Origin of the sequence: Pantoea sp. M_9 (assembly GCF_008631385.1) — a bacterium.
Lineage (GTDB): Bacteria > Pseudomonadota > Gammaproteobacteria > Enterobacterales > Enterobacteriaceae > Pantoea > Pantoea eucrina.
Window position 1 is genome coordinate 129,056 of the sequence record NZ_VWUF01000005.1, and the last position, 12,798, is coordinate 141,853.

The window sequence follows — 12,798 nt, forward strand, 5'->3', positions numbered from 1 at the left end:
TGATGTTTTTATGCGTTTAAACCCCGGCCAGCAACGTGCTGTCGAATTTGTCACCGGCCCCTGCCTGGTGCTGGCGGGCGCGGGTTCCGGTAAAACCCGCGTCATTACCAATAAAATCGCTCACCTGATCCGCGAATGCGGTTATCAGGCGCGCCATATTGCCGCGGTGACGTTTACCAATAAGGCGTCGCGCGAAATGAAAGAGCGCGTGGCGCAAACGCTGGGGCGCAAAGAGGCGCGCGGCCTGATGATTTCAACCTTTCACACGCTGGGGCTGGAGATTATCAAGCGTGAATATGTCGCGCTGGGGATGAAATCGAGCTTTTCGCTGTTTGACGATCAGGATCAGCTGGCGCTGCTGAAAGAGCTGACCAGCCAGTGGCTGGAAGAGGATAAAACACAGCTGCAGCAGCTCATTGCCACGATCTCAAACTGGAAAAACGATCTGATCGATCCGCAGGGTGCGGCAGCAATAGCAAAATCCCAGCGTGACCAGATATTTGCGTACTGCTATCAGCTTTATGATCAGCATCTCAAATCGTGTAACGTGCTCGATTTTGACGATCTCATCCTGCTGCCCACGCTGCTGCTGCAGCGCAATGAAGCGGTACGCGAACGCTGGCAGCAGCGTATTCGCTATCTGCTGGTGGATGAGTATCAGGATACCAATACCAGCCAGTATGAGCTGGTAAAGCTGCTGGTCGGCGCGCGCGCGCGATTTACCGTGGTGGGCGATGACGATCAGTCTATCTACTCCTGGCGCGGGGCGCGTCCGCAAAACCTGGTGCTGCTGAAAGAGGACTTTCCGGCGCTGGAGGTCGTGAAGCTGGAGCAGAACTATCGCTCCACGCAGCGTATTCTCAAAGCAGCCAATATATTGATCGCCAATAACCCGCACGTGTTTGAAAAGCGTCTCTTTTCTGAGCTGGGCTCAGGCGAATCGCTGAAGGTGCTGAGCGCGAATAATGAAGACCATGAAGCGGAGCGCGTGACTGGCGAGCTGATCGCACATCACTTTATCAACCGCACCCAATATAAAGATTACGCCATTCTCTATCGCGGCAATCATCAGTCGCGCGTGTTTGAAAAGCTGCTGATGCAGAACCGCATTCCCTACCGTATTTCCGGCGGAACTTCGTTCTTTTCACGCCCGGAGATCAAGGATCTGCTGGCCTATCTGCGCGTACTGACTAACCAGGACGACGACAGCGCGTTTCTGCGCATCGTAAATACGCCGCGTCGCGAAATCGGTCCGGCCACGCTGCAGAAGCTGGGTGAGTGGGCCACGCTGCGTAATAAGAGCCTGTTTAATGCCAGTTTTGACATGGGGCTGGCTCAGACGCTGAGCGGGCGCGGTCTGGAGCATCTGCAGCGTTTTACCCACTGGCTGAATGAGATTGTGCAGCTGACTGAACGGGAGCCGATCAGCGCGGTGCGCGATCTGATCCGCGGTATCGACTATCAGAGCTGGCTGTTTGAGACCTCCGGCAGTCCGAAAGCCGCAGAGATGCGGATGAAAAACGTCAATACGCTGTTCCAGTGGATGACGGAAATGCTTGAAGGTGATGAGCTGAATGAGCCCATGACGCTGGCACAGGTTGTCACGCGCTTTACCCTGCGCGATATGATGGAGCGGGGAGAGAGTGATGAAGATCTCGACCAGGTTCAGCTGATGACGCTGCACGCGTCAAAAGGGCTGGAATTTCCCTATGTCTACCTGGTGGGCATGGAAGAGGGTCTGTTGCCGCATCAGAGCAGCATTGATGAGAACAATATCGAAGAGGAGCGGCGTCTCGCCTATGTAGGTATTACGCGCGCGCAGAAAGAGCTGACCTTTACGCTCTGCCGTGAGCGCCGCCAGTATGGTGAACTGGTTCGTCCTGAGCCCAGCCGTTTTTTGCTGGAACTGCCGCAGGATGACGTCGAGTGGGAGCGTGAGAAAAAAGTGGTAAGCGCAGAAGAGCGCGTTAAAACCGGGCAAACCCGGGTGGCCGGGTTGCGGGCAATGCTAGCGAATGCAAAAAAGTGATGGCAGCCGTCACGCCATCAGGAGAAGGTCAGGAGCCAGTGAACGTAGGACTGAAAGTGGCTCTCCTGCTCCAGCAGCTCGGCGCGCAGCGGATGCGCCTCCAGCCAGCCCGCCGGCAGCGTAAGGTGCAGCGCATCCTCTTCTGCCAGTAAGCGTACCGCCGGAAGCGTATCGTCACGGCGACGCGTGGAGAAGATGATCGCCAGGCGCAGCAGGCGGCTCAGGCGTTCTGCCGTACGCGGCGGTACGGCATTCTGCTGGGCCAGCAGAGCCAGATCGATACTGCCGCTCTGGTTCTGCAGCAAACAGGCGAGCACTTTTTTCTGCGCGGGCGTAAAGCCAGGCAGATCGAGATGGCGGATCAAATAGGCGGCGTGCTGAGGAGCCTGACGAAAATCGACGCTCAGCCCGATTTCATGTACGGCACAGGCGCTTAACAGCAGATCGCGACAGCGCTGATCAAGCTTCCAGCTCTGGCTGACCTGACGAAAAAAACGTTCAGCCAGCTGCTGCACCCGGTCGGCCTGTTCCACATCGATAGAAAAACGGCGCTGCACATTATGCAGCGTACGGCTGCGGATATCGCGATTGACCGGCAGATGCAGCATGCCATACACCAGGCCTTCGCGCAGCGCGCCGCCTGCCAGCGTCATGCTATCAATATTCAGTTCGTTGAAAATGGCGATGAGAATCGACAAACCGCTGGGAAAGACCAGCGCGCGCTCCAGCGTCAGCCCTTCAATTTCCAGCTCTTCCAGCTTGCCGCACTGAATAGCGCGCTGCTTCAGCTGCTGCAGCTTACTCAGGGTGATACGCTCATCCATCCCCTGCGCCACCATGATCTCCTGCAGAGCCTGAACCGTACCGGATGCACCGACGCAGACCTGCCATCCTTTCTCACGCAGCGCCGCTGCCACAGGTTGCAGCATGTCACGCGCCGCCTGTTCTGCCTGGTCAAAATTCTCCTGCGTCAGATGGCGATTGCTGAAAAACCGCTCCAGCCAGGTCACGCAGCCCATTGAGAGGCTGAACAGCGTGGTCGCGTGCGAACCTTCACCGGTAACCAGTTCGGTGCTGCCGCCGCCAATATCAACCACCAGGCGCTGGTCAGAGCCGCCGGTAGTATGAGCCACGCCCTGATAAATCAGCCGCGCTTCTTCCTCACCGCTGATAACATTGACCGGACAGCCAAGGATCGCTTCAGCAGTGGCGAGAAAGTCTGGCGCATTGCGTGCGATGCGCAGCGTGGCGGTTGCCACCACGCGGATCTGCTCTGGCGGGATATCCTGCAGCTGTTCCGAAAACAGCTTCAGGCACTGCCAGCCGCGCTGCATCGCCTCAGCAGAGAGTTCGCTGTCAGCATTAAGTCCTGCTGCCAGCCGGACTTTGCGCTTGATGCGCGCCACGGTCTGAATAGTGCCGGAAACTTCACGCACCACCAGCATATGAAAGCTGTTAGACCCGAGGTCGATCGCTGCATAGAGTGATGATGCGCTTAGCATGTGGGGTTAACCTGAGCGTTTACGGTTATGGTTACGGGGCGCGCTGCTCCGGCGATTACTGTTGTTGCCGCCGCGGCGCTGACCGTTGCCGGTGCGGTTACGCTGCAGACGTTTTGCCGGTGGCAGATCGCTGAGCAGCGCATCGCTGTTGTATTTGCTGACCGGAATGCCGTGACCGATATACTCCTCAATCGCAGGCAGATTCAGCGCATACTCTTCACACGCGAGGCTGATAGAGTGTCCGCTGGCACCGGCACGGCCGGTACGACCGATACGGTGGACGTAATCTTCACGATCGTCCGGCAGATCATAGTTAAAGACGTGCGTTACGGCCGGAATATGCAGACCGCGTGCCGCGACATCCGTTGCCACCAGAATATCCACGTCGCCTTTGGTAAAATCATCGAGAATGCGCAGGCGCTTTTTCTGCGGGACATCACCGGTCAGCAGACCCACACGATGACCGTCGGCGGCCAGATGGCCCCAGATATCTTCACAGCGGTATTTGGTGTTAGCAAAGATGATGGCGCGATCCGGCCACTCTTCTTCGATCAGCGTCTGCAGCAGGCGCATCTTCTCTTCATTGGATGGATAGAAGAGCTCTTCTTTAATGCGGTGGCCGGTTTTCTGTTCCGGTTCCACTTCGACATATTCCGCGTTGTTCATATGCTCAAACGCCAGTTCCCGGACGCGGTAGGAGAGCGTTGCGGAAAACAGCATGCTCAGACGCTGCGTGGCAGGCGGCATGCGGCGGAATAGCCAGCGAATATCTTTAATAAAGCCGAGATCGAACATGCGATCGGCTTCGTCCAGCACCACAACCTGAATGGCGCCCAGGTTCACATGATTCTGTTTTGCGTAATCGATCAGACGTCCGGTGGTGCCCACCAGGATGTCGACGCCATCAGCGAGCACTTTAAGCTGCTTGTCATAGCCGTCGCCGCCGTAAGCCAGACCCATTTTCAGGCCGGTCACTTTAGCCAGCGGTTCCGCATCGGCGTGAATCTGTACGGCCAGCTCGCGCGTAGGGGCCATGATCAGCGCACGTGGCTGATTAACCTGGCGCCCTTCAGCAGCAGGGTGAGAAAGAAGATAATGAAACGTTGACGTCAGAAACGCCATCGTTTTGCCGGTACCGGTTTGCGCCTGACCCGCAACATCACGCCCTGAAAGCGCAAAAGGCAATGCGAGAGCCTGGATAGGCGTGCAGTGCTGAAAGCCTTTTCTATCAAGGGCTTCCACGACCTGAGGGTGCAGGGCGAAGTCGGAAAACTTCTGTTCGGTTAAGTGTGTTTTGCTCATAGTGTGGTAGAATATCAGCTTACTATCGCTTTACGAAAGCGTATCCGATGAAATAAAGTTAACCAACGTTGGTATATTTTACGCCAATTCGCCAGGCATAATCTTTGGAGTTAAACATGAGCAGCGATAAAATCGTTCACCTCACCGATGACAGTTTCGATACTGACGTGCTGAAAGCCGAGGGTGTTACCCTGGTTGACTTCTGGGCTGAATGGTGTGGTCCTTGCAAAATGATCGCCCCGATCCTTGATGAAGTTGCTGAAGAGTACGACGGTAAGCTTACCATCGCCAAGCTGAACATCGATGAGAACCCAGGTACCGCGCCAAAATATGGCATCCGTGGTATTCCGACCCTGCTGCTGTTTAAAAACGGCGAAGTGGCGGCAACTAAAGTGGGTGCGCTGTCTAAAGGCCAGCTGAAAGAGTTCCTGAACGCCAATCTGGCGTAAGCGCAACGCGCTCTGTTCCGCAGTGGTGAATTTTTTCGCCACTGCTGGACGCCGCTGGTCAGGCGTGCTAATTTGACGATACTGCATTACGCACTTACCTTTGTAGTTTGCATCTAAAGATTTCTCTTGTCAGACCCCGCTCGAGTTGAACGTTTTTGTGGTTTGGCAATCTGACGGCTAGCATACCCGGCATCATCTTTCGACCGTCTCTCGCTTTCTATCGCCCTATCAGACGATACCCGCCGAGCAGCGTTGAAAAAGAGCCATTAACAGGCATGGAATTTTTGCCATACCATTCACGACAATCATTTCGAGAATTACCCCGAGTTTAAGAACCCATCACTATGAATCTTACCGAATTAAAGAATACGCCGGTTTCTGAGCTGATTACTCTCGGCGAAAATATGGGGCTGGAAAACCTGGCGCGCATGCGCAAACAGGACATTATTTTCGCCATCCTCAAACAACATGCGAAGAGCGGCGAAGACATCTTTGGTGATGGCGTGCTGGAGATATTGCAGGACGGATTTGGATTCCTCCGTTCCGGAGACAGCTCCTACCTCGCCGGTCCTGATGATATCTATGTTTCCCCCAGCCAGATTCGTCGTTTTAACCTGCGTACCGGCGACACCATTTCCGGTAAAATCCGTCCGCCAAAAGAGGGCGAGCGCTATTTTGCCCTGCTGAAAGTTAACGAAGTTAACTACGACAAGCCGGAAAACGCCCGCAGTAAGATTCTGTTCGAAAACCTCACGCCGCTGCACGCTAACAGTCGTCTGCGTATGGAGCGGGGTAATGGCTCAACTGAAGACTTAACCGCTCGCGTGCTGGATCTGGCATCGCCAATTGGCCGCGGCCAGCGTGGTCTGATTGTGGCACCGCCAAAAGCGGGTAAAACCATGCTGCTGCAGAACATTGCGCAGAGCATCGCGTATAATCACCCGGATTGCGTCCTGATGGTGCTGCTGATTGACGAGCGTCCGGAAGAAGTGACCGAGATGCAGCGTCTGGTTAAAGGTGAAGTTATCGCCTCTACCTTCGATGAGCCCGCATCCCGCCACGTGCAGGTTGCTGAAATGGTCATCGAAAAGGCCAAGCGCCTGGTCGAGCATAAAAAAGATGTCATCATCCTGCTCGACTCAATTACCCGTCTGGCGCGTGCGTATAACACCGTGGTTCCTGCCTCAGGTAAAGTCCTGACCGGTGGTGTTGATGCCAACGCCCTGCATCGTCCGAAGCGTTTCTTCGGTGCAGCACGTAACGTGGAAGAGGGCGGTAGCCTGACTATCATCGCCACCGCGCTGGTTGATACCGGCTCGAAGATGGATGAGGTCATTTACGAAGAGTTTAAAGGTACAGGTAACATGGAACTGCACCTGTCGCGTAAGATCGCGGAAAAACGCGTCTTCCCGGCCATTGACTACAACCGTTCCGGCACCCGTAAAGAAGAGCTGCTCACCTCTCAGGAAGAGCTGCAGAAGATGTGGATCCTGCGCAAAATTATTCACCCGATGGGCGAGATTGACGCGATGGAGTTCCTCATCAACAAGCTGGCGATGACCAAAACCAACGATGAATTCTTCGATATGATGAAGCGTTCATAAGCGGTTAAAAGCGAAGCAATGATATTGTTACGCAGGTAATAAATCGGCATTATTTCTGTTAAACGCCACGGCTTATCGTGGCGTTTTTTATTTGTGCGCATTAGGATTAGGCGAGTCAGAAACGTTTTAGAATGACGCAAGCAGAAAGGCGGCGATTTTTTCAGCAACCGCGCGCGCTGCGGCCTGGTCAGACAGGGATATACAGCAATAACCGGGATTTTGCTTATTGTTGTCCACGATTTTAGCTGAGAGCGTTAATGTGAATTTACTCACTATGGGTGCAGAGCTGGGTTTAACTTTTCTCTTCTCTCTGGCATTCCTTTTTATGGCCCGTAANAAAAAAAATCGGATTAGTTGATAAGCCCAATGCAAGGAAAAAGCATCAGGGCGTTATTCCTCTCGTTGGCGGTATTTCCGTTTACGCTGGCGTTTGCTTCGCTTTCCTTATTACGCAGTCCTATATGCCGAACGGCCTGCTCTATCTGTTCTGTGCCGGCGTGCTGGTGCTGGTCGGCGCACTCGACGATCGCTTTGATATCAGCGTAAAGTTTCGCGCCTGTATGCAGGCGATTATCGCCGTGGTCATGATGTATGGCGCCAAGCTCTATTTGCTGAGTCTGGGTTTTATTGTGGGTCCGGTGGAGATTGTCGTAGGTCCCTTTGGCTACGTATTAACGCTGTTCGCCGTCTGGGCGGCAATTAATGCGTTTAACATGGTCGACGGTATCGATGGTCTGCTGGGCGGGCTCTCCTGCGTAACGTTCGGTGCAATGGGGATCATTCTCTATTTCGACGGCATGACCAGCCTGGCAATGTGGTGTTTCGCCATGATCGCCGCCACGATTCCCTATATTTTGCTGAACCTCGGTTTTCTGGGCAAACGCTATAAAGTGTTTATGGGTGATGCCGGCAGTACCATGATCGGTTTCACCATTATCTGGATCCTGCTGGAAACGACGCAGGGCCTGAGCCATCCGATTACGCCGGTAACCGCGCTGTGGCTGATCGCCATCCCGCTGATGGATATGGTGGCTATCATGTATCGCCGGCTGCGCAAGGGCATGAGTCCATTCTCAGCCGACAGGCAACATATTCACCATCTCATCATGCGTGCCGGCTTCTCGTCACGTCAGGCTTTTTTACTGATCACGCTGGCGGCGGCGCTGCTGGCCGGCATTGGCGTGCTCGGCGAATATCTGGCGTTCATACCTGAGTGGGTCATGCTGGTGCTCTTCCTGGTGGCATTTCTGCTCTATGGCTACTGCATTAAGCACGCGTGGCGTATGGCACGAATGATTCGCCGTCTCAAGCGCAGATGGAATCACGCGCATATCAATAAAACATGACCTGGATAAGCATCAGATAAGGACACCGCTGTTATGAACTCTGTTGTGGAGAACGAACTGGATATTCGCGGCCTGGGCTGCACGCTGTGGCGCGGTAAACGCTGGATAGCGGGCTGCGCTGTTCTGTTTGCCCTGCTGGCCTGGCTGGCTTCAATGCTGATGAAACAGGCGTGGAGCACCACGGCAGTTACCGACAGGCCTACGGTTAGCATGCTGGGTGACTACTATGTACAGCAGCAGTTTCTGAACAACCTCGATATCCACAGCAATACGCTAAGCCTGAATAATCCGGCCCCTACCGTGATGGATGAGGTCTATCAGGAGTTCACCATGCAGCTCGCTTCCTGGGATACGCGGCGCGACTTCTGGCAGCAGACCGACTATTTTAAAAGTCGTAAAAGCGGTAATGCGCATAATGATGCGGCTTTGCTGGATGATATGATCACCAATATCCAGTTTATGCCGGCAGATAGCGCGCACAACACGCTTGATACGGTGCGGCTGGTGGCAGAAACCGCCGGCGACGCTAACAATCTTCTGCGTCAGTACATTGCTTACGCCAGTGAGCGTGCGGCGCGCCATCTGAATGAAGAGCTGAAAGGCGCATGGCAGGCGCGTAACGTGCAGCTGCAGTCGCAGGTTGATCGGCAGCAGGCGGTGGCGCAGGCGGTGTACGATCGCCAGCGTCAGCGCATTGAGCAGGCGCTGAAGCTCGCCAGTCAGCAGGGTATTACCGATAACCGTGCGCCTGCTGCAGGTGAGAGCCTGCCAGAGAGCGATCGCTTTTTACTGGGCCAGCAGCGGCTACAGGCGCAGCTCGATATGCTGCAGGCCAGCGGCCCCGCCTACGATTTGAGCTATGATCAAAACAGGGCGATGCTGAGCACGCTACAGGCTGGCCCCCGCCTTGATAAACAGTTCCAGACTTACCGCTACCTGCGCACGCCGGAAGAGCCCGTTTCACGCGACAGCCCGCGCCGTCTGTTTATGATGGTGATGTGGGGAGCGATCGGTGCGCTGGTCGGAGCGGGTGTGGCGCTGGTGCGCCGGCCGCGCGCGTTATCAGCTATTCGCCAATAAGAGAATCAGCGTGAAAGTACTGACTGTATTTGGCACCCGTCCTGAAGCCATCAAAATGGCGCCGCTGGTGCAGGCACTGGCGCAGGATGCTGCGTTTGAATCCCGCCTGTGCGTCACCGCACAGCACCGTGAAATGCTCGATCAGGTGCTGCATCTGTTTCAGCTGCAGCCCGATTATGATTTAAATATCATGCGCCCGGAGCAGGGGCTGACCGAGATTACCTGTCGTATTCTGCAGGGCATGAAAACCGTCTTAGCCGATTTTAAACCTGATGTGGTGCTGGTGCATGGTGATACCACCACCACGCTGGCGGCCAGCCTGGCGGCCTTTTATCAGCAGATCCCGGTAGGACACGTCGAGGCCGGTTTACGCACCGGTAATCTGATGTCGCCCTGGCCGGAGGAGGCTAACCGCACGCTCACAGGCCATCTGGCAAGCTATCACTTTACGCCGACCACCACATCGCGGCAGAACCTGCTGCGGGAAAACCTGCCCGATGCGCGTATCTTTGTCACCGGCAATACGGTAATCGATGCGCTGCTGTGGGTGCGCGACCGCGTGCTGACCAACGCCGATCTCAATGCCCGCCTGGCGGCGCACTATCCGTTTCTGGAACCGGACAAAAAGCTGATCCTGGTTACCGGTCACCGGCGCGAAAGTTTTGGTAAGGGCTTTGAGCGTATCTGCAGTGCGCTGGCGCAGATTGCGCGCCTTCATCCGCAGGCGCAGATCGTCTATCCGGTGCATCTCAATCCCAACGTCAGCGAGCCGGTTAACCGGATACTTAGCGGCATCGGTAATATCATTCTGATCGAACCGCAGGAGTATCTGCCCTTTGTCTGGTTAATGAACCGTGCCTGGCTGATCCTCACCGATTCCGGCGGGATTCAGGAAGAGGCGCCGTCGCTGGGGAAACCGGTGCTGGTGATGCGCGACACCACCGAGCGGCCGGAAGCGGTCGCGGCAGGTACGGTAAAACTGGTTGGCACCGATGTCGATACCATTGTCGCTGAAGTCACTTTGCTGCTGCAGGATGAAGAGGCGTGGCAGAGTATGAGCCGGGCACACAACCCTTATGGCGACGGCCACGCCTGCGCGCGTATTCTGCAGGCGCTGAACAACAACAGAGTTTAATTATGTCTTTTAATACCATTTCCGTAATCGGACTGGGTTACATCGGGCTGCCAACGGCAGCCGTTTTCGCTTCAAGGGGAAAGCAGGTCGTAGGCGTGGATGTCAATCTGCGCGCCGTTGAAACCATCAACCGGGGTGAAATCCATATTGTGGAGCCCGATCTCGGCGAGGTGGTCCGTCAGGCGGTGCAGCAGGGGCTGCTGCGCGCCACCACGACGGCAGAACCGGCAGATGCGTTTCTGATCGCTGTCCCCACGCCCTTTATGAACGATCATCAGCCAGACCTGAGCTTTGTCCGCGCGGCCGCGCTGTCGCTGGCACCGGTGCTGAAAACAGGCGATCTGGTAATTCTGGAATCAACTTCGCCAGTCGGCGCTACAGAGCAGATGGCGGAATGGCTGGCCGAGGCGCGTCCCGATCTGCGCTTCCCTCAGCATGATGGCGAGAGCGACATCTTTATCGCCTACTGTCCGGAGCGGGTGCTGCCCGGCAAGGTGATGACCGAACTGCTGGAGAACGATCGCGTGATTGGCGGCATGACGCCCGCCTGTTCGGCACGGGCCAGCGAGCTGTATCGTATTTTCCTGCGCGGAGCCTGCGTTGAAACCAACGCGCGTACGGCGGAGATGTGCAAGCTGACGGAAAACAGCTTCCGCGATGTCAATATCGCCTTTGCTAATGAGCTGTCGCTGATCTGCGCCGATCAGAAGATCAACGTCTGGGAGCTGATTGCGCTGGCGAACCGGCATCCGCGCGTCAATATTCTGCAGCCCGGACCGGGCGTGGGCGGACACTGTATTGCCGTCGACCCGTGGTTTATCGTGGCGCAGAACCCGCAGCAGGCGCGGCTGATCCGTACCGCGCGTGAAGTGAATGATGCCAAACCAGGCTGGGTACTGGAGCAGGTAAAACAGGCGCTGGCGGAGTGCGCGACGCAGAGCGATAAGCGCGCCAGCGAGATCGCTATTGCCTGTTTCGGGCTGGCGTTTAAGCCCGATATCGACGATCTGCGTGAGAGCCCGGCGATGGTGGTCGCGCAGCGCATTGCGGCGTGGCACAGCGGAGAAACCTGGGTTGTCGAGCCGCACGTTACAACGATTCCTGACCGGCTGGCGCAGGACGCCTCGCTGGTAACCGTGGAGCAGGCGCTGCAGCAGGCTGACATTCTGGTGATGCTGGTCGATCATGCACAGTTCCGGGCCATTGACGCTGCGCAGATTACCCAGCCGTGGATTGTCGATACCAAAGGGGTATGGCGATGAAACGCTTTCTGATCACCGGCGGCGCGGGATTTATAGGCTCAGCGCTGGTGCGCTTTCTGATTGAAAGCACGGAGCATCAGGTCGTGGTGGTGGACAAGCTAAGCTACGCCGGCAATCTGGCGTCGCTGGCTGGCGTGCAGCAGCATCCGCGTTTTGCCTTTGAACAGGTTGATATCTGTAACCGGCCGGCGCTTGATCGGGTGCTGGCGCACTATCAGCCCGACTGCGTAATGCATCTGGCAGCAGAAAGCCACGTTGACCGCTCGATTGATGGGCCATTCGCCTTTATCGAAACCAACATTGTCGGCACTTATCATCTGCTGGAAGCGGTACGCCACTACTGGCAGGCGATGGAGAGCACGCGCAAAGCGGGCTTCCTGCTGCACCATATTTCCACAGACGAAGTCTTTGGCGATCTGCACGGTACGGATGATTTTTTCACCGAAACCACGCCTTATGCGCCGAGCAGCCCCTACTCCGCATCAAAAGCCAGCAGCGATCATCTGATGCGTGCCTGGATGCGAACGTACGGACTGCCGGTGATCGTTACCAACTGCTCCAATAATTATGGCCCGTGCCATTTTCCGGAAAAGCTGATCCCGCTGACTATCATCAATGCGCTGGCGGGCAAGGCGCTGCCGGTCTATGGCAACGGCAGCCAGATCCGCGACTGGCTCTATGTGGAAGATCATGCGCGTGCGCTCTATACCGTTGTCAGTCACGGCAAAGCAGGAGAGACCTACAATATTGGCGGGCATAATGAGCGACGTAACCTTGAGGTAGTGCACGCCCTGTGCGATCTGCTGGATGAGCTTGCCGCCGGGCAACGTCCTGCGGCAATTAACAGCTACCGCGAGCTGATCGCCTTTGTCACCGACCGTCCCGGACACGATCTGCGTTACGCCATCGATGCCAGCAAAATTGCCCGCGAGCTGGGCTGGACCCCACAGGAAACCTTCGAGAGCGGCATACGTAAAACGGTGGAGTGGTATCTGGCCAACCCGCAGTGGTGGCAGGCTATTCTCAACGGCAGCTATCGCGCTGAACGCCTCGGCTTAAACGCATCGCGCTGAAGCAGAGCCAGAAGGA

9 protein-coding genes and 1 pseudogene are annotated in these 12,798 nt (G+C 56.0%); 8 read left to right on the plus strand and 2 right to left on the minus strand.

The window, feature by feature from the left end; all coding sequences use genetic code 11:
* Nucleotides 1-10 precede the first annotated feature (10 nt).
* Nucleotides 11-2,029: a DNA helicase Rep gene (rep, locus tag F3I15_RS10425; protein WP_150017858.1), complete on the plus strand. Its 2,019-nt coding sequence runs from the start codon at nucleotides 11-13 to the stop codon at nucleotides 2,027-2,029.
* Nucleotides 2,030-2,046: 17 nt separating this feature from the next.
* Here the strand turns inward: rep and ppx are convergent, their stop codons facing one another.
* Together ppx and rhlB are read right to left on the minus strand one after the other, a co-directional pair.
* On the minus strand, nucleotides 2,047-3,531 hold the full coding sequence (ppx, locus tag F3I15_RS10430; RefSeq protein ID WP_150017859.1) for an exopolyphosphatase: 1,485 nt from the start codon (nucleotides 3,529-3,531) through the stop codon (nucleotides 2,047-2,049).
* A 6-nt stretch (nucleotides 3,532-3,537) separates the two neighbouring features.
* Nucleotides 3,538-4,833 carry an ATP-dependent RNA helicase RhlB gene (gene rhlB / locus F3I15_RS10435; RefSeq protein WP_150017860.1) on the minus strand — a complete coding sequence of 432 codons (1,296 nt, stop codon included), beginning with the start codon at nucleotides 4,831-4,833 and terminating at the stop codon, nucleotides 3,538-3,540.
* Nucleotides 4,834-4,949: 116 nt separating this feature from the next.
* On the opposite strand from rhlB, the gene trxA reads away from it, so the two are divergent.
* The 7 genes and pseudogenes from trxA to rfbB all read left to right on the plus strand — a co-directional run bounded on the left by trxA (nucleotide 4,950) and on the right by rfbB (nucleotide 12,782).
* Nucleotides 4,950-5,282: a thioredoxin TrxA gene (trxA, locus tag F3I15_RS10440; RefSeq protein ID WP_039381699.1), complete on the plus strand. Its 333-nt coding sequence runs from the start codon at nucleotides 4,950-4,952 to the stop codon at nucleotides 5,280-5,282.
* 344 nt (nucleotides 5,283-5,626) lie between these two features.
* Nucleotides 5,627-6,886, plus strand: a complete 1,260-nt coding sequence (gene rho / locus F3I15_RS10445) for a transcription termination factor Rho (protein WP_039381703.1) — start codon at nucleotides 5,627-5,629, stop codon at nucleotides 6,884-6,886.
* Nucleotides 6,887-7,145: 259 nt separating this feature from the next.
* Nucleotides 7,146-8,232 (plus strand): annotated as a pseudogene (wecA, locus tag F3I15_RS10450) (UDP-N-acetylglucosamine--undecaprenyl-phosphate N-acetylglucosaminephosphotransferase).
* Nucleotides 8,233-8,265: 33 nt separating this feature from the next.
* Entirely contained in the window at nucleotides 8,266-9,312 is a 1,047-nt protein-coding gene (gene wzzE / locus F3I15_RS10455; RefSeq protein ID WP_150017862.1) for an ECA polysaccharide chain length modulation protein, read from the plus strand.
* 10 nt (nucleotides 9,313-9,322) lie between these two features.
* Nucleotides 9,323-10,447: a non-hydrolyzing UDP-N-acetylglucosamine 2-epimerase gene (wecB, locus tag F3I15_RS10460; RefSeq protein WP_150017863.1), complete on the plus strand. Its 1,125-nt coding sequence runs from the start codon at nucleotides 9,323-9,325 to the stop codon at nucleotides 10,445-10,447.
* A gap of 2 nt (nucleotides 10,448-10,449) precedes the next feature.
* Nucleotides 10,450-11,709, plus strand: a complete 1,260-nt coding sequence (wecC, locus tag F3I15_RS10465; protein ID WP_150017864.1) for a UDP-N-acetyl-D-mannosamine dehydrogenase — start codon at nucleotides 10,450-10,452, stop codon at nucleotides 11,707-11,709.
* Entirely contained in the window at nucleotides 11,706-12,782 is a 1,077-nt protein-coding gene (gene rfbB, locus F3I15_RS10470; RefSeq protein ID WP_150017865.1) for a dTDP-glucose 4,6-dehydratase, read from the plus strand. Before wecC ends, rfbB begins: the two co-directional genes overlap by 4 nt.
* Nucleotides 12,783-12,798: the final 16 nt, after the last annotated feature.